Annotated in this window: 17 protein-coding genes; 10 read left to right on the forward strand and 7 right to left on the reverse strand. The window is 58.3% G+C overall.

The window, feature by feature from the left end; all coding sequences use genetic code 11:
- Window positions 1-15: 15 nt before the first annotated feature.
- The 4 genes from crcB to ftsK all read right to left on the reverse strand — a co-directional run bounded on the left by crcB (window position 16) and on the right by ftsK (window position 5059).
- Window positions 16-390 (reverse strand): fluoride efflux transporter CrcB, encoded by a 375-nt coding sequence (crcB, locus tag AO353_RS27635; protein ID WP_054597839.1) that lies wholly within the window; start codon window positions 388-390, stop codon window positions 16-18.
- Entirely contained in the window at window positions 387-1712 is a 1326-nt protein-coding gene (locus AO353_RS27640; protein ID WP_020723510.1) for a replication-associated recombination protein A, read from the reverse strand. The genes crcB and AO353_RS27640 overlap by 4 nt, the downstream gene beginning before the upstream one ends.
- Window positions 1713-1971: 259 nt before the next feature.
- Window positions 1972-2595 (reverse strand): outer membrane lipoprotein chaperone LolA, encoded by a 624-nt coding sequence (gene lolA, locus AO353_RS27645; protein WP_019689841.1) that lies wholly within the window; start codon window positions 2593-2595, stop codon window positions 1972-1974.
- A 58-nt stretch (window positions 2596-2653) separates the two neighbouring features.
- Entirely contained in the window at window positions 2654-5059 is a 2406-nt protein-coding gene (gene ftsK, locus AO353_RS27650; RefSeq protein ID WP_054597840.1) for a DNA translocase FtsK, read from the reverse strand.
- 329 nt (window positions 5060-5388) lie between these two features.
- Between ftsK and trxB the strand changes: the two genes are divergently transcribed.
- From trxB to infA, 4 genes are all read left to right on the forward strand, one after another.
- The gene (gene trxB, locus AO353_RS27655; protein WP_054597841.1) at window positions 5389-6339 is read left to right on the forward strand and encodes a thioredoxin-disulfide reductase; all 951 of its coding nucleotides are present in this window, start codon (window positions 5389-5391) and stop codon (window positions 6337-6339) included.
- Window positions 6340-6403: 64 nt separating this feature from the next.
- On the forward strand, window positions 6404-7084 hold the full coding sequence (gene aat / locus AO353_RS27660) for a leucyl/phenylalanyl-tRNA--protein transferase (protein WP_054597842.1): 681 nt from the start codon (window positions 6404-6406) through the stop codon (window positions 7082-7084).
- Window positions 7085-7142: 58 nt separating this feature from the next.
- On the forward strand, window positions 7143-7850 hold the full coding sequence (locus tag AO353_RS27665; protein WP_054597843.1) for an arginyltransferase: 708 nt from the start codon (window positions 7143-7145) through the stop codon (window positions 7848-7850).
- A gap of 111 nt (window positions 7851-7961) precedes the next feature.
- Window positions 7962-8180 (forward strand): translation initiation factor IF-1, encoded by a 219-nt coding sequence (gene infA / locus AO353_RS27670; RefSeq protein WP_002553999.1) that lies wholly within the window; start codon window positions 7962-7964, stop codon window positions 8178-8180.
- A gap of 1230 nt (window positions 8181-9410) precedes the next feature.
- Here infA and clpA read toward each other — a convergent pair.
- Window positions 9411-11681 carry an ATP-dependent Clp protease ATP-binding subunit ClpA gene (clpA, locus tag AO353_RS27675; RefSeq protein WP_054597844.1) on the reverse strand — a complete coding sequence of 757 codons (2271 nt, stop codon included), beginning with the start codon at window positions 11679-11681 and terminating at the stop codon, window positions 9411-9413.
- A 29-nt stretch (window positions 11682-11710) separates the two neighbouring features.
- Window positions 11711-12073, reverse strand: a complete 363-nt coding sequence (gene clpS, locus AO353_RS27680; protein ID WP_015094394.1) for an ATP-dependent Clp protease adapter ClpS — start codon at window positions 12071-12073, stop codon at window positions 11711-11713.
- A 223-nt stretch (window positions 12074-12296) separates the two neighbouring features.
- Between clpS and cspD the strand changes: the two genes are divergently transcribed.
- Entirely contained in the window at window positions 12297-12560 is a 264-nt protein-coding gene (cspD, locus tag AO353_RS27685; RefSeq protein ID WP_162491273.1) for a cold shock domain-containing protein CspD, read from the forward strand.
- Between the two features lie 80 nt (window positions 12561-12640).
- Here the strand turns inward: cspD and icd are convergent, their stop codons facing one another.
- Window positions 12641-13897, reverse strand: coding sequence for an NADP-dependent isocitrate dehydrogenase (gene icd / locus AO353_RS27690; protein ID WP_054597846.1), 1257 nt, complete (start codon window positions 13895-13897; stop codon window positions 12641-12643).
- A gap of 492 nt (window positions 13898-14389) precedes the next feature.
- On the opposite strand from icd, the gene AO353_RS27695 reads away from it, so the two are divergent.
- The 5 genes from AO353_RS27695 (at window position 14390) to purB (ending at window position 20556) form a co-directional block, all read left to right on the forward strand.
- On the forward strand, window positions 14390-16615 hold the full coding sequence (locus tag AO353_RS27695) for an NADP-dependent isocitrate dehydrogenase (protein ID WP_054597847.1): 2226 nt from the start codon (window positions 14390-14392) through the stop codon (window positions 16613-16615).
- 173 nt (window positions 16616-16788) lie between these two features.
- Window positions 16789-17235, forward strand: coding sequence for an NUDIX hydrolase (locus tag AO353_RS27700; RefSeq protein ID WP_054597848.1), 447 nt, complete (start codon window positions 16789-16791; stop codon window positions 17233-17235).
- A 59-nt stretch (window positions 17236-17294) separates the two neighbouring features.
- Window positions 17295-18428 (forward strand): tRNA 2-thiouridine(34) synthase MnmA, encoded by a 1134-nt coding sequence (mnmA, locus tag AO353_RS27705; protein WP_054597849.1) that lies wholly within the window; start codon window positions 17295-17297, stop codon window positions 18426-18428.
- Entirely contained in the window at window positions 18425-19048 is a 624-nt protein-coding gene (hflD, locus tag AO353_RS27710; protein WP_054597850.1) for a high frequency lysogenization protein HflD, read from the forward strand. The genes mnmA and hflD overlap by 4 nt, the downstream gene beginning before the upstream one ends.
- 137 nt (window positions 19049-19185) lie before the next feature.
- Window positions 19186-20556: an adenylosuccinate lyase gene (purB, locus tag AO353_RS27715; RefSeq protein WP_054597851.1), complete on the forward strand. Its 1371-nt coding sequence runs from the start codon at window positions 19186-19188 to the stop codon at window positions 20554-20556.
- The last annotated feature ends 69 nt before the right edge of the window (window positions 20557-20625 follow it).

A 20625-nucleotide genomic window follows, 5' to 3' on the forward strand; every position in this document is an offset into this window, starting at 1 on the left:
TCGGTCTCTCGTTTATCAAAGTTTGGTCAGGGACAGGCCAGCCCAGGTCGCGAGCAGCCCGCCGAATACGCTGATTGCCGCGTAGCCCAGGGCCAGCGGTACTTGCCCGCTTTCGAGCAAGCGCACCGTATCCAGTGAAAAGGATGAAAAAGTCGTCAGGCCGCCAAGGAAGCCCACCATCAACCCGGCACGCACCTCAATCGGCACTTCCGGGCGCAGCATAAACAGACCATACAAAAAGCCGATCAACAGGCAGCCAATGATATTAACGGCCAGCGTCGCGGTATAGAAGTGCCGCGGCCAATTTGCGTTGATCCAGTTGCCGGTCGCAAAACGCAGTAATGTGCCGGCAATACCGCCGACGGAGACCGCAACGATCAAGGGAATCAAGGTTTTCTCCGCTGTTTGGGGCTCAGACGGTCCAGCTGCGCAAGGTGGTTGAGCTTCTCGCCGATCTTCAATTCGAGGCCACGGGGTACCGGACGATAGAACGACTGCGGCTCCAGTTCCTCCGGGAAATAATCTTCGCCGGCCGCGTAAGCGTCCGGTTCGTCGTGGGCATAACGGTATTCGTCGCCGTAACCGAGTTGTTTCATCAACTTGGTCGGGGCATTGCGCAAATGCAGCGGGACTTCCAGCGAGCCATGCTCGGCAGCGCTACGCATGGCAGCTTTGAAGCCCATATAAACCGCGTTGCTTTTCGGCGCACAGGCCAGATAGGTAATCGCCTGCGCGACCGCCAACTCGCCTTCGGGGCTGCCCAGCCGCTCCTGCACATCCCACGCCGCCAGGCACAGGCTCAAGGCACGCGGGTCAGCATTGCCGATGTCTTCGCTGGCCATGCGCACCACGCGCCGGGCCAGGTACAACGGATCGCAGCCACCATCGAGCATCCGTGCGAACCAGTACAGCGCGCCGTCCGGGTTGGAGCCGCGCACCGATTTGTGCAGCGCAGAGATCTGGTCGTAAAACGCTTCGCCGCCTTTGTCGAAACGTCGCCGGGTGTCGCCAAGCAGGCTTTGCAGCAGCTCGACGCCGATTTCCGTGCCGTCTTCGGCCAGGTCGGAGGCGTTCTCCAGCAAGTTCAGCAGACGCCGGCCGTCACCGTCAGCGGCGCTGAGCAGCATCTTGAAACCGTCGTCGCCGAGGCTCAGCTGACGCTTGCCCAGACCACGCTCTTCGGTCAACGCCCGCTGCACCAGTTTGTGCAGCGCGGTTTCGTCGAGGCTCTTGAGCACGTAGACGCGCGCACGGGACAGCAGTGCGTTATTCAGTTCAAACGACGGGTTTTCGGTGGTCGCGCCAATGAAAATCAGCGTGCCGTCTTCGACGTACGGCAGAAAGGCATCTTGTTGCGACTTGTTGAAGCGATGGACTTCGTCGACGAACAGAATGGTTCGGCGGCCATATTGCCCGGCCTGCTGCTTGGCAACTTCCACCGCCTGGCGGATCTCCTTGACCCCGGCCAGCACCGCCGAGACCGTTTCGAAGTGCGCATCCGAAACTTCCGCGAGCAGTCGCGCCAGGGTGGTTTTACCCACGCCCGGCGGCCCCCAGAAAATCATCGAGTGCAAGGCACCCTGCTCCAGCGCCTCGCGCAACGGCTTGCCGCGGGCCAACAGGTGTTCCTGACCGACATACTCGTCCAGGTTGGCCGCACGTAAACGGGCGGCCAACGGCTGAGCTATCGGGGCACTGCGAAACAGGTCCATCACGTAGGGTTAAAACCTCGAATTATTACGTAATTCTCAAGTCTGGCGAATACCCTGTGGTGAGGGAGCTTGCTCCCGCTGGACTGCGTAGCAGTCCCCATTTTCAGGGCCGCTTCGCGCCCCAGCGGGAGCAAGCTCCCTCGCCACAGGTTCAGTATTCGGCTTAAGTGATCGGCATTAGGGCAAGCCCCCTCACCACAAATTATGTGTGTGTGCTGCAGCTTTCCTTGACTGTCCAGCACCGGGTTACTGCTGCTCTTTATTCCTGGATCACGTCCGCGCCCTTGGGGATGTCGAACTTGAACTTGGAGGCCGGAATCGGCTCGTTGGCCTTGACCCCGGTGAACAGGATATTGGTGCGCTGACCGACGCTGTCGATCATCTGCATGTCATTGACCATACCGTTGCGGAACGACAGGCGCAGGCTGTCGAACAGCGTGTCCTTGGTCTTGGGCTTGAGCGTGAAGTCGATCACGCCGCCGGCTTCCTTGGACGTAATGGCGAAGCTCTGGCTGATTTTCGACACATCACCGGACAGCAACAATGCTGGAGTCTGGGTCAGGCGCTGATCAAGGTTCTTGATGGTGACCTGTTGCAGGTCCGGGTCCCACAAGGAAACCTTCTTGCCATCCGACACCATCAGCTGTTCTTGCGGTGCATCGGTGTGCCAGTAGAACAGGCCCGGACGCTGCAAGGACATTTCGCCAGCGGTTTCCTGCAACTGAGTACCGCTGCCGTCGAGGGTCAGCTGAGAGAAACGTGCGGTCAGGGTCTGCGACTTTTCGAGCAACTGAGTCAGACGCGCCACGTCCTTGTCATCGGCGTGGGCCGAAAGCGTGGTTAAAGCCAGTACCGGCAGCAGCAACATGCGGATAAGACGCATGGGAGTCCTCTTTGATATTCGTTTGAATGGCGTGCCGCGTGATTTCACGCGGCACCGGTCAGTCGCGCATAGGGCCTGGTGCAAGCACTTCGCGCGAGCCGTTGGTATTCATGGAGGTCACGACCCCGGCCATTTCCATGGCTTCGATCATGCGCGCAGCGCGGTTGTAGCCGATCTTCAGCTTGCGCTGAACCGCAGAGATCGAGGCGCGGCGGCTTTCCAGCACGAACTGCACCGCTTCGTCATAGAGCGCGTCGGTTTCCGCATCATCGTCGCCGCCACCGCTGCTGCCTTCAAAGCCACTGCCCGCCTCTTCGACACCGTTAAGGATGTCGTCGTTGTACTCCGGTGCACCGCGCAGTTTCCAGGCTTCAACTACCCGGTGAACTTCATCGTCGGAAACGAACGCGCCGTGAACCCGAATCGGCAGACTGGTGCCCGGTGGCATGTAAAGCATGTCACCGTGACCCAGCAACTGCTCGGCACCACCCTGGTCGATGATGGTTCGCGAGTCGATCTTGCTCGATACCTGGAACGCCATACGGGTCGGAATGTTGGCCTTGATCAGACCGGTGATCACATCCACCGATGGACGCTGGGTCGCAAGGATCAAGTGAATACCGGCCGCACGGGCTTTCTGGGCGATCCGGGCGATCAGCTCTTCAACCTTCTTGCCGACGATCATCATCATGTCGGCGAATTCGTCGACCACCACCACGATGGTTGGCAGCTTGGTCAGCAGCGGAGCTTCGTCGTGAATGCTTTCGCGGTTGTACAACGGATCTGTCAGCGGTGTACCCGCCTCCTGCGCTTCTCTGACCTTCTGGTTGAAGCCCGACAGGTTACGCACGCCCATCTTCGCCATCAGCTTGTAGCGACGTTCCATCTCGGCCACGCTCCAGCGCAACGCGTTGGCGGCGTCCTTCATGTCGGTGACCACCGGGCACAGCAGGTGCGGAATGCCTTCGTAGATCGACAATTCAAGCATTTTCGGGTCGATCATGATCAGCTTGGCGTCTTCCGGGCCCGACTTGAACAGGATCGACAGAATCATTGCGTTCACGCCCACCGACTTACCGGAACCGGTGGTACCGGCTACCAGCAGGTGAGGCATTTTTGCCAGGTCGGTGATGACCGGCTTGCCGCCGATGTCATGGCCCAGGGCCAGGGTGACCGGGGACTTGGCGTCATCGTATTCCGGTGTCGACAACACTTCGGAGAAGCGCACGATCTGCCGGTCTTCGTTGGGAATCTCGATGCCGACCGTGGTCTTGCCGGGAATCACTTCCACTACCCGCACACTGGTCACTGCCAGCGAACGCGCAAGGTCTTTGGCCAGGTTGGAGATACGGCTGACTTTTACCCCGGCCGCCGGTTGAATCTCGTAGCGGGTAATCACCGGGCCCGGGTGAATCGAATCCACCGAGACTTCGACGCCGAATTCCTTGAGCTTGATTTCCAGCAGATGGCCAACCGCAGCCAGCGACTCAGGCGAATAGTTGAGTTGTTTCTTTTCAGCCGGGTCGAGAATCGAGATCGGCGGCAAGGTGCCTTCCACTGCACTGTCTACGAACAGCGGCGCCTGTTTCTCTTTTTCGACGCGTTTGCTTGGAGGCGGCGCTTTCGGCGGTGCTGGAGCAATCACCGGCGGAACCTGCTTCTCGCGCTCGGACATGTGCTTGCTCAGGGCCTGTTCACGCTCGATCAGGCGTTCCTTGACCTTGGCTTGCTCGCGCTTGTCGGTCACGGTCGGAGCCACGACTTCGTGCACCCGATCGTCGACTTCACGCAATTGTGCAACCAGTTGCTTGCGTTCAGTGCGCGCAGCCCACCAGCGATTGGCAGCTCCCTGGAACAGTTCGAACAGGTCGAGAGTGATCTTGCCGGTGACGTCCATCACCTTGAACCATGAAAGGTCGGTGAACACGGTCAGGCCGAACAGAAACAGCGCGATGAACATCAGGGTGCTGCCCTGGATATTCAGCGCGTTCTTCGCCAGATCGCCCAGGCTTTCACCCAATGCACCGCCAGCGCCGGCCGGCAAACCGGTCGGGGCGTGGAAATGGATATGCGCCAGGGCTGCGCCCGACAGCACCAGAAACACCAGGCCGATCAGGCGCCAGGAAAACAGCCAGCCGCTCCACTGCCACGGTTCGTGGCGCTGGCGAAAGATCTGGTAAGTCTTGATCGCCAGCAACAGCGGGAAGATATAGGCGAAGTAACCCAGCACCATGAACAGGATATCGGCGCTGTAGGAGCCGGCCGGCCCGCCGAAGTTCTGTACATCGTCGATTTTGCTGTTATGACTCCAGCCCGGATCGTCCTTGCCATAGGTCAGCAAGGCCATCATCAGGAACAGGCACAAGGCACCGATGGCGATCAGTGCACCTTCCTTGAGCCGGTAGTGCAGATGCTGACGCCAGAGTGGAACTACTGTTTTAGGTGCTGCGGTGGATTTCTTCAAAACGCGTCTTTTCCTGCGCCTGTAGCGCGTCCAACTGTTGATTGACTACAAAAAACTGCCCACTCCGGGCAGGTAACAAAGTTAACGGGCGCAACAGAGACTACTTTTAACACTCTGACATCGAAATCTGAAACCGTCGGAGATGCCGAAGACAGCGATCTTTTATAACGAAGATTTCGGAACATCCTGATACAGACCGGCATTGTACGGGTTTGCCCGCACGATGCCACGCCAGAGCAGCTAAGGTGTAGCATAGCCAAAAGTACGTTGCGTGCGCTTCAATTTGAGCATGCATTCTCTTTTGTGACAAAGGCTTATGAGGTGTTTTTATGAGCGAAGCTAAGCATTCACGCCTGATCATTCTGGGTTCCGGCCCTGCCGGTTACAGCGCCGCCGTTTATGCCGCTCGTGCCAACCTCAAGCCGACTGTTATTACCGGCCTGCAAGCCGGCGGTCAATTGACCACCACCATTGAAGTCGACAACTGGCCAGGCGATGTTGAAGGCCTGACCGGCCCGGTGCTGATGGAACGCATGCAAAAACATGCCGAGCGTTTCGACACCGAGATCGTCTACGACCACATTCACACCGCAGAGTTGCAGCAGCGGCCGTTTCGCCTCACTGGCGACAGTGGCACCTACACCTGCGATGCATTGATTATCGCGACCGGTGCTTCGGCACAATACCTGGGGCTGCCTTCTGAAGAAACCTTCGCCGGCAAAGGCGTTTCTGCCTGTGCCACCTGCGATGGTTTTTTCTACCGCAATCAGGTGGTCGCAGTGATTGGCGGTGGCAACACGGCCGTTGAAGAAGCGCTGTACCTGGCCAACATCGCCAAGGAAGTGCATCTGATTCATCGTCGCGACAAACTGCGCTCAGAGAAGATTCTTCAGGACAAACTGTTCGAGCGTGCCAAAAATGGCAACATTCGCCTGCACTGGAACCAGAACCTTGAAGAGGTATTGGGCGATGCCAGCGGCGTAACCGGTGCACGCCTGCGCGACAGCCTGACCGGCGCGATGAAAGACCTGGAGCTGACCGGCGTATTCATCGCCATCGGCCATAAACCCAATACCGACCTGTTCCAGGGTCAGCTGGAAATGCATAACGGCTACCTGCGAGTTCGCGGCGGCAGCGAAGGCAATGCCACCGCCACCGAGATCGAAGGGGTGTTTGCCGCCGGCGATGTGGCCGACCATGTCTACCGTCAGGCGGTGACTTCCGCCGGTGCCGGCTGCATGGCGGCACTGGACGCGGAGAAGTACCTGGACGACAACTGATAAGACATTCATTGCGGCAGGCCAATGCCTGCCGCTGCCCTCCCCTTCTGCAAGCCTGGATACCATGCTGACCTGGTTACAACGCGACTCCCTGAAATTCCCGCCGCTGGAAAAAGCCATGCGCGACCCCAACGGCCTGCTTGCCGCTGGCGGCGACCTGAGCGCCGATCGGCTGATCCAGGCTTACCGCCACGGTTGCTTCCCGTGGTTTTCGGAGGGCCAACCGATCCTGTGGTGGTCTCCTGACCCACGCACCGTATTGTTTCCCGACGAATTGCATATTTCTCGCAGCCTCGGCAAGCTGTTGCGCCAAAAGCGTTACGACGTGACGTTCGATCAGGACTTCCCGGCCGTCATACGCGCCTGCGCAGCTCCGCGGGAGTACGCCGATGGCACCTGGATCACCGAAGCGATGCAAACCGCCTACATGGAGCTGCACGCTCGCGGATACGCCCACTCGGTCGAAGTCTGGGACCAAGGGGTATTGGTGGGTGGGCTCTATGGCCTGGCCATGGGTCAGCTGTTTTTTGGTGAATCGATGTTCAGCCGGGCCGACAACGCCTCCAAGGTCGGCTTCGCCACGCTGGTCAACCACCTCAAGGACGCCGGTTTCGTGCTGATCGACTGCCAGATGCCGACCGGTCATCTGCACAGTCTGGGTGCCCGGGCGATCCCGCGCCGAGAGTTTGCTGGCTATCTGCAGCAACACCTTGATCAAGCCAGCGGCGCCCCATGGGTTTGCTGAGCGACTTTTGCGCTCGTGGCTTACACTTAATTGAACAGCTATTCCCGAGGGTTGATTCATGACCGAGTTGGCGCGCCTCAAGTTCTATGCCACTCAGCCCCACTCTTGCAGCTATCTGCCCGACGAACAGGCCACCACGCTGTTCCTCGACCCTAGCCAGCCCATGGATGTGCATGTCTATGCAGACCTGTCGGAAATGGGTTTTCGTCGCAGTGGCGATCACCTGTACCGGCCGCATTGCCAAAATTGCAATGCGTGTGTGCCAGCGCGCATTCCGGTTGCACAGTTTTCGCCAAACCGTCAGCAAAAACGCATTTTCAAACGCAACGCCGACCTGCAGGTTCGCCCGGCCAAACCGGGTTTCAGCGAAGAATATTTCGAGCTTTACCAACGCTATATCGAACAGCGCCACGCCGATGGCGACATGTACCCGCCCAGCCGCGATCAGTTTTCGACCTTTCTGGTCCGCGACCTGCCGTTTTCGCGTTTCTATGAGTTCCGCCTCGAAGGCCGTCTGCTGGCGGTCGCCGTGACGGATCTGCTGCCCAACGGCTTGTCGGCGGTCTACACCTTCTATGAGCCCGAAGAAGATCGCCGCAGCCTGGGGCGTTACGCGATTCTCTGGCAAATCAACGAAGCCCGGCGCCTGGGACTGGACGCGGTTTACCTTGGATACTGGATCAAAAACTGCAAGAAAATGAACTACAAGACCCAATATCGCCCCATAGAGCTGCTGATTAATCAGCGCTGGGTGGTACTGAACTAGGTTCAGCCCTAAAGCCCTTGGCTTAAACCCCACTTTTCGGGCACAATGCACGCCGCTTTTGCCTGGCGCAGTTGCACCGGGCCATTCATTGGATACCGAGGGCTTTACTGCATGTCGAAAGAAGACAGCTTCGAAATGGAAGGCACTGTCGTCGACACCCTGCCCAACACCATGTTTCGTGTGGAGTTGGAAAATGGGCACGTCGTAACCGCGCATATTTCCGGCAAGATGCGCAAGAATTACATTCGTATTCTTACCGGTGACAAAGTGCGCGTCGAGCTGACGCCCTATGATTTGAGCAAAGGGCGGATCACTTACCGCGCTCGTTAATCAAGTCAATACAAAACGCCCGGCTCTGCCGGGCGTTTTTGTTTGTCTGGGATCTTTCGGCTGGGGTGTATATCCGTTGCTGCGGTAACGGCTGCTTATGGTTTCGCTCTTACAGCGACTCACTTTTCCAGACGCCGGGGTGCCGGCCCAGCGAAAAGTAAGCAAAAGGCTTCGCCCCGGCGTACGGCACCTCGCCAAGGCTCGGTGTTCCCTCCCTACGGTGCCCATCAGGGGGCATCGCCTACGGTCTGCTTCGCGACGACCTCCTCTCGATGTGTTCGACTTCGTCGAACGGCGCTGCGCGCCTACCCCCTGATGGACACCTACGCTCGGCCTGCCGATGGGGCGAAAGATCAAAAACAGATCAAGATCAAAAGCCAAAGCCAAAGCCAAAGCCAAAGCCAAAGCGTTTTGTAGCCCCACTGTAATTCGAGTACATCCACCAGAAACCGATCAACAGTCAGACCGCCTTCACAGGCAAGCCAGCCCCCACAGTTTTGATAGGTGCAGATCCGCCAGTCAAGTCGCCATCGCGAGCAGCCTCGCCCCCACAATGGGATTGGCGTGCATATGCAGGAGATTGGTCGGCTGTCAGGCCGCCATCGCAGGCAAGCCAGCTCCCACACTTTTGAATGGCGTACATCTGCAAGAGATTGGTCGGCTGTCAGGTCGTCATCGCGGGCAAGCCAGCTCCCACACTTTTGAATGGCGTACATCTGTGAGAGATTGGTCGGCTGTCAGGTCGTCATCGCGGGCAAGCCCGGCTCCCACAAAAAAGGAAAAAAAGGAAAAAAAGGCAAAGCAGCGCATCTCCCCACCACTCAACAGGCCGAGCGTTAGCTCGCCTGCCGCTGTTGATCTTGATCCGCCCGCCCCTTCGGGAGGCCGAGTGGAGGTGTTCATCAGGAGGTTGGCGCGTAGCGCCGTACGGCGTAGCCGGACACATCGAGAGGAGGTCGTCGCGAAGCAGACCGTAGGCGATGCCTCCTGATGAATACCGTAGCGAGGGAACGCCGAGCCTAAGCGAGGTGCCGTACGCTTGGGGCGAGCGTTTTTTTGCTTACTTTTTTTAGGCGCTTGTAAAAAAAGTGAGTCGCCGTAAGGGCGAAACCGCCAGCCGCCGTTACCGCAGCAACGGATATACACCCCAACCCCAACCCCAACCCCAACCCACAGACAGCAAAAAGGCGCCACCAGGCGCCTTCTGCTTTAAAGCAACAGCAACAACCGTCAGGCCATTTCAGCAGTAGTCTCAAAGTCGAAGGTCAACTCGCCATCCTTGATGTCGATGTGTACCACACCGCCATGCTCGGCCAGTTCGCCAAAGAGAATCTCCTCCGCCAGCGGACGCTTGATCTTGTCCTGAATCAAGCGCGCCATTGGTCGCGCACCCATCGTCGCATCATAACCACCGGCCGCCAGCCAACTGCGTGCAGCGTCGGTGACCTCGAGCAGTACACGCTTGTCTTCCAGCTGCGCCTGCAGTTCGGTAAGGAACTTGTCCACCACGCTTTTGATGACCTCATGACTGAGGCGACCAAACTGGATAATGGTGTCCAGACGGTTACGGAATTCCGGCGTGAAGCTCTTCTTGATCACTTCCATCGCGTCAGACGAGTGATCCTGATGCGTGAAGCCAATAGAAGCCCGAGCTGCGGTTTCGGCACCGGCGTTGGTCGTCATGATGACGATCACGTTACGGAAATCCGCCTTGCGCCCGTTGTTATCGGTAAGCGTACCGTGGTCCATGACCTGCAACAGCAGGTTGAAGACTTCCGGATGCGCCTTCTCGATTTCATCGAGCAACAGCACGCAATGAGGCTGCTTGGTGATCGCTTCAGTCAGCAGGCCGCCCTGATCGAACCCGACGTACCCCGGAGGTGCACCGATCAAACGCGAAACGGTGTGGCGTTCCATGTATTCGGACATGTCGAAGCGAACCAGTTCGATCCCGAGCGCCTTGGCCAGTTGCCGGGCCGCTTCGGTTTTACCGACCCCGGTAGGGCCGGCAAACAGGAACGAACCGACAGGCTTGTCAGGCGACTTCAGACCCGCACGGGACAGCTTGATCGCGGTCGACAAGGAATCAATCGCCGCATCCTGGCCGAACACCGTCAACTTCAGATCGCGCTCAAGGTTACGCAGCAACTCTTTGTCGGAGCTGGTGACGTGTTTTGGCGGAATCCGCGCGATCTTCGCCACGATGTCCTCGACCTGAGGCACTTCGATGCGTTTCACACGCTTCTCGATCGGCTGCAGACGCTGATAGGCGCCCGCCTCGTCGATGACGTCGATGGCCTTGTCCGGCATGTGCCGGTCATTGATGTAGCGCGATGCCAGTTCGGCAGCGGCGCGCAGGGCTTCATCACTGTATTCGATATTGTGATGGAGCTCGAAACGCCCCTTGAGACCGCGCAGGATACCAATGGTGTCTTCGACCGAAGGCTCCGACACATCGACCTTCTGGAAGCGCCGAGCCAGGGCACGGTCTTTTTCGAAGATCCCACGGAATTCCTGGAACGTGGTCGAGCCGATGCAACGGATATCACCCGACGACAGCAGCGGCTTGAGCAGGTTCGAAGCATCCATGACACCGCCAGAGGCGGCACCTGCACCAATAATGGTGTGGATCTCGTCGATGAACAGGATCGCCTGCGGACGTTTTTTCAGCTCATTGAGCAACGCCTTGAAGCGTTTCTCGAAATCGCCACGGTATTTGGTCCCAGCGAGTAATGCGCCCAGATCGAGCGAATAAACCACGCTATTGGCCAACAGATCAGGCACCTGATTGTCGACAATGCGCTTGGCCAGACCTTCGGCAATTGCGGTTTTACCCACGCCTGCCTCGCCGACCAGCAACGGATTGTTTTTACGCCGACGCGCCAGAATCTGCGCGACACGCTCAACTTCCATTTCACGCCCGACCAATGGGTCGATACGCCCCTGGCGCGCCAGTTCGTTGAGGTTGCTGGCATATGCATCCAGAGGATTGCCTGAAGAAGAAGACTCACCGCCCTCGTCGTCCTGCATATCTTGCTCACCTTCAGAGTGTTCGCCATGCCCAGGCACTTTCGAGATGCCATGAGCGATGTAATTGACGACATCAATGCGTGCAACGCTCTGCTGTTTCAGCAGGAACACCGCCTGACTCTCTTGCTCACTGAAGATTGCAACCAGCACGTTGGCGCCAGTTACTTCGCGTTTGCCCGAGCTCTGTACATGAAAGACAGCACGTTGCAGTACACGCTGGAAGCCCAGGGTTGGCTGGGTTTCGCGATCCTCGTCATGAAGGGGGATCAAAGGCGTGGTGGAGTCGATGAACTCCTGCAGGTCATGCTTGAGTTTGTCGAGGTTTGCGCCGCACGCACGCAAAACGGTGGCGGCTGCCTCATTATCCAATAGAGCCAACAGGAGGTGTTCGACGGTCATGAACTCATGACGTTTCGAACGCGCCTCCTTGAAGGCGAGATTGAGGGTGACTTCGAGCTCGCGGTTTAACATAGCTTCACCTCATACCCAAGTGGTCGGCGTTAACCGTCCTTCTCGATTTCACAGAGTAGCGGATGCTGGCTTTCCCTGGCGTACTGGTTGACCTGCATGGCCTTGGTCTCGGCGATGTCGCGGGTAAACACTCCACATACTGCCCGTCCTTCTGTATGGACGGCCAGCATGACCTTGGTCGCCAGCTCGCGATTCAGGTTAAAAAACACCTCGAGCACTTCGACGACGAAATCCATCGGTGTGTAGTCATCATTGAACAAAACCACCTTGTACATCGGCGGCGCCTGTAACGCAGGCTTAGCCTCCTGTACAGCAATGCCTGCTGAATCGTCGTCGTGTAAATCAGGGCGATCCTGATTGAATGTTAGTCGAATCTGGCTGATAGCATGCATGGAAAGAAAGGTTCGTTAGTTGAGCTGAATACAGTGGTGGGGGCGGCCCCAGAGCTTTTCAACCCCGACTGCTTGGTCACCTTGACTATCGGCAAATCAGTGTTACAACCAATAGAGCCCACGGTGGGTAAAAAAGGTCCGCACAGCCAACCCCATTTCAGGGTTGATGCGGATTAACTGGATGATACTCCAGTGATGGAGTCTGTTGCAGAGGGATATGAGCATGGCTAGCGGTAAGGTCAAGTGGTTCAACAATGCCAAGGGATATGGCTTCATCAACGAGGACGGCAAGGAGGAAGATCTCTTTGCCCACTACTCGGCCATTAAAATGGACGGCTACAAGACCTTGAAAGCAGGCCAATCCGTGAGTTTCGAGATCATCCAGGGCCCCAAAGGCCTGCACGCGATCAACATCGACTCAGCTACAGTAAAGGCCAATGCGCCCGCGCCTGCAACGACCGTCCAGCACGAGCGTGCGTTGAGCTGATACCAGCAAACTTAGAGACATAAAAAAACCGGCCGACTCATCATTTGAGTCGGCCGGTTTTTTATTTAACGCAAATCAGCTTACATGTGCGAGATCAGCGCATCGCCGAACGCGGAAGAAGACAGCAGTTTGGCGCCTTCCATCAGACGTTCGAAGTCATAGGTCACGGTCTTGGCCGAGATTGCGCCGTTGGTGCCCTTGATGATCAGGTCGGCCGCTTCGGTCCAGCCCATGTGACGCAGCATCATTTCAGCAGACAAAATCAGCGAACCCGGGTTGACCTGGTCCTTGCCGGCGTACTTCGGTGCAGTGCCGTGGGTGGCTTCGAACATCGCCACGGTGTCGGACAGGTTGGCACCTGGCGCGATACCGATACCACCCACCTCTGCCGCCAGGGCGTCGGACAGGTAGTCGCCGTTCAGGTTCAGGGTCGCGATCACATCGTATTCAGCCGGGCGCAGCAGGATCTGCTGGAGCATGGCGTCGGCGATGGCATCCTTGACGATGACGTTCTTGCCGGTTTTCGGGTTCTTGAACTGCATCCACGGGCCGCCGTCGAGCAGGGTTGCGCCGAATTCTTCAGCGGCCACTTCGTAGGCCCACTCCTTGAAGGCACCTTCGGTGAACTTCATGATGTTGCCTTTGTGGACGATGGTCAGCGAATCGCGATCATTGTCGACAACATATTGCAGAGCCTTGCGTGCCAGACGCTTGGTGCCTTCCAGGGAAACCGGCTTGATGCCGATACCGCAATTTTGGTCGAAACGGATCTTGGTAACGCCCATTTCTTCTTTGAGGAACTTGATGACCTTGGTCGCCTCCGGCGAACCGGCCTTCCATTCAATACCCGCGTAGATGTCTTCCGAGTTCTCGCGGAAGATCGTCATGTCGACATCGCCAGGCTTCTTGACCGGGCTAGGCACGCCTTCGAACCAGCGCACAGGACGCAGGCACACATAAAGGTCGAGCTGCTGACGCAGGGCAACGTTGAGGGAACGGATACCGCCACCGACCGGCGTGGTCAGCGGGCCCTTGATGGAAACCACGTAATCCTTGACTGCATCCAGAGTTTCCTGAGGCAGCCAGGTGTCCTGATCGTAAACCTGAGTCGCTTTTTCCCCGGCGTAGACTTCCATCCAGGAAATTTTGCGCTCGCCGCCGTAAGCCTTCTTAACAGCAGCATCGACAACCTTGATCATGACCGGGCTGATATCAACGCCGATACCATCACCTTCAATGAAAGGGATGATCGGGTTGTTAGGAACATTGAGAGAATGGTCTGCATTGACGGTGATTTTGTCGCCGACTGCTGGAACCTGAATCTTCTTGTATCCCATGCTGAACTCCATTGTTTGGATTGAACATCTGGCTTCGTCCGAGCGTACCCCAGTTGAATCGGCACGCAAACCCTATGTTCCATCGATCTGCCGCAAAGCCGCACAGTTCACGACGTACAAGCCTGAAAGCAAAGGGAAAAGCGCCAAACTCAAGCACGGTAGACGACTCTACGCCGCACGCACGCCTGCGACCTTTAGACCAATGGACGATATTCGTTGCATATGAACCATCGGCAGATTGCCAGCTACCTATGTATAATGCCGCCGCTGACCGCAGGGTCACATAGGCGAACCTCTCTATTACGAGACTTTCCGCCCGATTAAAGCCGGGCTGTTACCGCAGTCCACCCGCTTGACGCTCGACTGATGCACCCAACATCACCGCGAAGAAACCTCGACATTCGGCTCATGGATGACTTTGAACGAACGCGCTTACCCGGCGCCCCTCGAGTTTCTGCGCACGCTTTAGCAAAGAAGAGAGTTAATCCGAATATGCCCAACCGCTCGAAGATCATCTACACCTTCACCGACGAAGCCCCAGCCCTCGCCACCTATTCACTGTTGCCTATCGTAGAGGCTTTCACCGCCTCCGCTGATATCGCCGTGGAAACCCGCGATATCTCTCTTGCAGGGCGCATCCTGGCCAGCTTCCCCGAGCAATTGGGTAATAAAGCCGTAGCCGACCACCTCGCCGAACTGGGCGCGCTGGCCGTCACGCCTGAAGCCAACATCATCAAACTGCCGAACATCAGTGCTTCGGTTCCGCAACTGCAGGCCGCGATCAAAGAACTGCAAGCCCAGGGCTATGCACTGCCGGACTACCCGGAAACCGTCACCAGCGACGCTGACAAGGACGCCAAGTCCCGTTACGACAAGATCAAGGGCAGCGCGGTAAACCCGGTTCTGCGTGAAGGCAACTCCGATCGCCGCGCGCCACTGTCGGTCAAGAACTACGCTCGCAAGCACCCGCACAAAATGGGCGCCTGGGCAAAAGACTCCAAGTCTCACGTCGCTCACATGAGCACCGGCGATTTCTACGGCAGCGAAAAAGCTGCCCTGATCGACGCCGCTGACGCCGTGAAAATCGAACTGATCGCTCAAGACGGCACCACCACCGTCCTGAAAGAAAAAACCACCGTGCAAGCCGGTGAGATCCTCGATTGCGCCGTGATGAGCAAAAACGCCCTGCGCAGCTTCATCGCCGCAGAAATCGAAGACGCCAAGCAAAAAGGCGTTCTGCTGTCGGTTCACCTGAAAGCCACCATGATGAAGGTCTCCGACCCGATCATGTTCGGCCAGATCGTTGCCGAGTTCTATAAAGACGCCCTGGCCAAGCACGCTGACGTGCTGGCACAGATCGGCTTCAACCTGAACAACGGCATCGGCGACCTGTACGCCCGCATCAAGGCGTTGCCTGCCGAGCAGCAAGCGGCGATCGAAGCGGACATCCAGGCGGTCTACGCCGCTCGCCCTTCGCTGGCGATGGTCAACTCCGACAAAGGCATCACCAACCTGCACGTGCCGAGCGACGTTATCGTCGACGCCTCGATGCCAGCCATGATCCGTGACTCCGGCAAGATGTGGGGCACCGACGGCCAGCTGCACGACACCAAGGCCGTGATCCCGGATCGCTGCTACGCCACCATCTACCAGGCGGTGATCGAAGACTGCAAGCAACACGGCGCCTTCGACCCAACCACCATGGGCAGCGTGCCAAACGTTGGCCTGATGGCGAAAAAAGCCGAAGAGTACGGCTCCCACGACAAGACTTTCCAGATCAAGGCAAACGGCGTGGTTCGGGTTTCCGACAGCGCTGGTCGCACTCTGCTGGAGCAGTCGGTTGAAGCCGGCGACATCTTCCGCATGTGCCAGACCAAAGACGCGCCGATCCAGGACTGGGTCAAACTGGCCGTCAACCGTGCTCGCGCAAGCGCAACGCCGGCAATCTTCTGGCTGGACCCAATGCGCGCCCACGACGGCGTAGTGATCGAGAAAGTTCAGGCTTACCTGAAGGACCACGACACTTCCGGCCTGGACATCCGCATCATGTCGCCAGTCGACGCGATGGCCTTCACCCTGGCCCGTACTCGCGAAGGCAAGGACACCATCTCGGTGACCGGTAACGTACTGCGTGACTACCTGACCGACCTGTTCCCGATCATGGAGCTGGGCACCAGCGCCAAGATGCTGTCGATCGTTCCACTGATGAATGGCGGCGGTCTGTTCGAAACCGGCGCTGGCGGTTCGGCACCGAAGCACGTTCAGCAACTGCTGGAAGAAAACTTCCTGCGCTGGGATTCCCTGGGCGAGTTCCTGGCCCTGGCCGCCTCCCTTGAGCACCTGGGTGTTACTTACAACAACCCTAAGGCGCTGGTGCTGGCCAAGACCCTGGACCAGGCCACCGGCCAGTTCCTGGACAACAACAAGTCGCCATCGCGCAAAGTCGGCAACATCGACAACCGCGGCAGCCACTTCTACCTGGCGCTGTACTGGGCCCAGGCCCTGGCCGCCCAGACTGAAGACGCAGCGCTGCAAGCGCAGTTCAGCCAACTGGCAAAAACCCTGACCGAGAACGAGGCGACCATCGTTGCCGAGCTCAACGCCGTTCAGGGCAAGCCAGTCGACATCGGCGGTTACTACCACGCCGACGCCGAGCTGATCAGCAAGGCCATGCGCCCAAGCAACACCTTCAACGCGGCGATTGCTGCGCTGGTTTAAGGTTGTAAGGATGCAAAGAAGCCCCGGCCCCGTGCCGGGGTTTCTGTTTCCAACACCCCACAAACCTGTAGGAGCAAAGCTTGCTCGCGATCCAGGCACCGCGGCCTTACAGACACACCGCAGTGATACCATCGCGAGCAAGCTTTGCTCCTACAATGATCCGAGGCACATTCATGGATTGGCTACCCCACATCACCGTCGCCACCATCGTCGAAGACAACGGCCGCTTCCTGATGGTCGAAGAGCTCAAGGCCGGACGCGTGGTACTCAATCAACCGGCCGGGCATCTGGACCCGAACGAAACCCTGACCGAAGCCGCCATTCGTGAAACCCTCGAAGAAACCGGCTGGGACGTTGAAGCTACCGGCGTAGTAGGCATCTACCTCTATACCGCCCCAAGCAACGGCGTGACTTACCAACGTGTGTGTTTTGCCGCCAAAGCCTTGAAACACCACCCCGATTATCAACTCGACGACGGCATCGTCGGCGCAAAATGGCTGACCCGCGACGAACTCCTTGCGCAACACGAGCGCTGGCGCAGCGAGCTGATTATTCGCTGTATCGACGATTACCTGAGCGGTAAACTCTTCAGTCTCGAACTGATCCGCCCTTCTCTTTAGCCTTGCAGGCTCGGGCCTGATAGAATCGCGTCCTTTTTCAAGACACTCATTAAATCCCTATGCGTGATCCAGCCCCTTCTGACACACAAAAGAAGCGCGTCATTGTCGGCATGTCCGGCGGCGTGGACTCTTCCGTTTCCGCCCTACTGCTGATCGAGCAGGGTTATCAGGTGGAAGGCCTGTTCATGAAGAACTGGGAAGAGGACGACGGAACAGACTACTGCACCGCCATGGACGACCTGGCGGACGCTCAGGCCGTGTGCGACAAGATTGGCATCAAGCTGCACACCGCCAACTTCGCCGCCGAGTACTGGGATAACGTGTTCGAGCACTTCCTGGCCGAATACAAGGCCGGCCGCACGCCGAACCCGGACATCCTGTGCAACCGTGAAATCAAGTTCAAGGCGTTCCTCGACTACGCCATGATGCTCGGCGCCGACCTGATCGCCACCGGCCATTACGTGCGCCGTCGCGACATCGATGGCCGTACCGAATTGCTCAAAGGCCTGGACCCGAACAAGGACCAGAGCTACTTCCTGCACGCCGTAGGCGGCGAACAGATCGCCAAGACCCTGTTCCCGGTCGGCGAACTGGAAAAACCCGAAGTTCGCGCGATTGCCGAGAAACACGCCCTGGCCACCGCGAAGAAGAAAGATTCCACCGGTATCTGCTTTATCGGTGAACGACGTTTCAGCGACTTCCTCAAGCAATACCTGCCGGCACAGCCGGGCGACATCAAGACCACCGAAGGCGAAGTGATCGGCCGCCACCACGGCCTGATGTACCACACCATCGGTCAGCGTCAGGGCCTGGGCATCGGCGGCTTGAAAGACGCCAGCGACGAGCCGTGGTACGTGCTGATCAAGGACCTGGAACACAACGAGCTGATCGTTGGCCAGGGCAATGACCATCCTTGGCTGTTCTCCCGCGCCCTGCTCGCCTCGGACATCTACTGGGTCAACCCGGTCGACCTGAGCTCGCCGCGCAAACTCACGGCAAAAGTCCGCTATCGCCAGAGCGACCAGCCTTGCACCCTGGAAAAAACCGCCAACGGCTACCGCGCCACCTTCGATGACCCGCAGCGCGCGGTCACCCCTGGTCAATCGGTGGTGTTTTACGACGGTGAAGTTTGCCTCGGTGGCGGTGTCATCGAAGTCGCCGAACCCTGGAGCAGCAAGGATTCGTGCGCATGAGCCCGACTCAGGAGCAACTGACAGCGCTTGGCGGCGTGTTTCTCGCCGCCGTGCTGGTCGACAAGATAGCCAAGACCGGGCAGGTCAGCGAAGCCGGCCTGACCTGCATGCTTGGCAGCTTGTTGATCATCGACCCCAAGGACACGCTGGAGGTCTACGGCGGCGACGATATCAATCTGCGCGAAGGTTATCGCGCGTTGATCGGCGCCCTTGAACGCGACCCGAGCACCTTGCAGCGCGAACCCTTGCGCTACGCCCTGTCGATGCTCGGTCTTGAGCGCCAACTGGCCAAGCGCGGCGACATGCTTGAAGTGATCGGCAAGCGCTTGCCGCAGATTCAGTCCCAGGTCGAACATTTCGGCCCGGCCCACGAAAACGTGATCGCCGCCTGTGGCGCGCTGTATCAGGACACCTTGAGCACCCTGCGCCAACGCATTCAAGTGCACGGTGACATGCGCAACCTGCAGCAGCCAAGCAACGCCTCGAAGATCCGCGCCCTGTTACTGGCCGGCATCCGCTCGGCGCGCTTGTGGCGGCAGTTGGGCGGTCATCGCTGGCAGTTGGTGATCAGTCGCCGCAAACTGCTCAAAGAGCTTTATCCGCTGATGCGCAGCAGCTGAACCACACCCGCACAGCCAGCAACACCCTTTTGTAGCCTGTAACGCGTAAGACGCTGGTCAGTTGGCAACGGACCGGCGGATTTTTTTCATGTATGATACGCGCCCCATTTCGTTGCCCGACTGTCCGAGAACACCCCATGCAGCTCTCTTCGCTCACTGCGGTTTCCCCTGTTGACGGCCGCTACGCCGGCAAAACCCAGGCCCTGCGCCCAATTTTCAGCGAATACGGTCTGATCCGTGCTCGCGTCCTGGTTGAAGTGCGCTGGCTCCAGCGCCTGGCCGCTCATCCTGCCATCAGCGAAGTGCCGGCGTTCTCCGCCGAAGCTAACGCCGTGCTGAACACCCTGGCGGAAAACTTCTCTCTGGAACACGCCGAGCGCGTCAAAGAGATCGAGCGCACCACCAACCACGACGTTAAAGCCATTGAGTACCTGCTCAAGGAACAGGCGGCCAAGCTGCCTGAACTGGCCAACGTCAGTGAATTCATCCACTTTGCCTGCACCAGCGAGGACATCAACAACCTGTCCCACGCCCTGATGCTGCGCGAAGGCCGTGATGACGTGATGCTGCCGCTGATGCGCCAAACCGCCGAAGCCATCCGCGAGTTGGCCATCCGCTTCGCCGACGTACCCATGCTGTCGCGCACCCACGGCCAGCCGGCTTCGCCGACCACCCTGGGCAAAGAACTGGCGAACGTGGTTTACCGTCTGGAGCGCCAGATCGCTCAAATTGCTGCCGTACCGCTGCTGGGCAAGATCAACGGCGCCGTCGGCAACTACAACGCTCACCTGTCGGCTTACCCTGAGATCGACTGGGAAGCCAACGCCCGCGCCTTCATCGAAGACGAGCTGGGCCTGGGCTTCAACCCGTACACCACACAGATCGAACCGCACGACTACATCGCCGAGCTGTTCGACGCGATCGCGCGCTTCAACACCATCCTGATCGACTTCGATCGCGATATCTGGGGCTACATCTCCCTGGGCTACTTCAAGCAGCGCACCATTGCCGGCGAAATCGGTTCCTCGACCATGCCGCACAAGGTCAACCCGATCGACTTCGAAAACTCCGAAGGCAACCTGGGCATCGCCAACGCGCTGTTCCAGCACCTGGCGAGCAAACTGCCGATCTCCCGCTGGCAGCGCGACCTGACCGACTCCACCGTACTGCGCAACCTCGGCGTCGGCTTCGCCCACAGCGTGATTGCGTACGAAGCAAGTCTCAAGGGAATCAGCAAGTTAGAGCTCAATGCTCAGAAAATTTCTGCGGACCTGGACGCGTGCTGGGAAGTTCTGGCCGAGCCAATCCAGACCGTGATGCGTCGCTACAACATTGAAAACCCGTACGAAAAGCTGAAAGAACTGACGCGCGGCAAGGGCATCAGCCCTGAAGCGTTGCAGACTTTCATCGATGCACTGGACATGCCTGCCGAAGCAAAGGCCGAGCTGAAAAAGCTCACCCCGGCCAACTACATCGGCAACGCCGTGGCACAAGCCAAACGCATCTGATCGACCGCTTGACCCTTTGAGACGCCCGGCAGCGCCGGGCGTTTTTATTCCCGTCTGAAAAGTGCTTTT

Origin of the sequence: Pseudomonas fluorescens, from assembly GCF_001307155.1 — a bacterium.
In the GTDB taxonomy this organism is placed as follows: Bacteria; Pseudomonadota; Gammaproteobacteria; order Pseudomonadales; family Pseudomonadaceae; genus Aquipseudomonas; species Aquipseudomonas helvetica.

Coding starts and splice junctions, on each gene's coding strand:
- AO353_RS27640 (WP_020723510.1), bottom strand. CDS start 1,712: ATGGACCTGTTTCGCAGTGCCCCGATAGCTCAGCCGTTGGCCGCCCGT.
- lolA (WP_019689841.1), bottom strand. CDS start 2,595: ATGCGTCTTATCCGCATGTTGCTGCTGCCGGTACTGGCTTTAACCACG.
- trxB (WP_054597841.1), top strand. CDS start 5,389: ATGAGCGAAGCTAAGCATTCACGCCTGATCATTCTGGGTTCCGGCCCT.
- aat (WP_054597842.1), top strand. CDS start 6,404: ATGCTGACCTGGTTACAACGCGACTCCCTGAAATTCCCGCCGCTGGAA.
- AO353_RS27665 (WP_054597843.1), top strand. CDS start 7,143: ATGACCGAGTTGGCGCGCCTCAAGTTCTATGCCACTCAGCCCCACTCT.
- infA (WP_002553999.1), top strand. CDS start 7,962: ATGTCGAAAGAAGACAGCTTCGAAATGGAAGGCACTGTCGTCGACACC.
- clpA (WP_054597844.1), bottom strand. CDS start 11,681: ATGTTAAACCGCGAGCTCGAAGTCACCCTCAATCTCGCCTTCAAGGAG.
- clpS (WP_015094394.1), bottom strand. CDS start 12,073: ATGCATGCTATCAGCCAGATTCGACTAACATTCAATCAGGATCGCCCT.
- cspD (WP_162491273.1), top strand. CDS start 12,297: ATGGCTAGCGGTAAGGTCAAGTGGTTCAACAATGCCAAGGGATATGGC.
- icd (WP_054597846.1), bottom strand. CDS start 13,897: ATGGGATACAAGAAGATTCAGGTTCCAGCAGTCGGCGACAAAATCACC.
- AO353_RS27695 (WP_054597847.1), top strand. CDS start 14,390: ATGCCCAACCGCTCGAAGATCATCTACACCTTCACCGACGAAGCCCCA.
- AO353_RS27700 (WP_054597848.1), top strand. CDS start 16,789: ATGGATTGGCTACCCCACATCACCGTCGCCACCATCGTCGAAGACAAC.
- mnmA (WP_054597849.1), top strand. CDS start 17,295: ATGCGTGATCCAGCCCCTTCTGACACACAAAAGAAGCGCGTCATTGTC.
- hflD (WP_054597850.1), top strand. CDS start 18,425: ATGAGCCCGACTCAGGAGCAACTGACAGCGCTTGGCGGCGTGTTTCTC.
- purB (WP_054597851.1), top strand. CDS start 19,186: ATGCAGCTCTCTTCGCTCACTGCGGTTTCCCCTGTTGACGGCCGCTAC.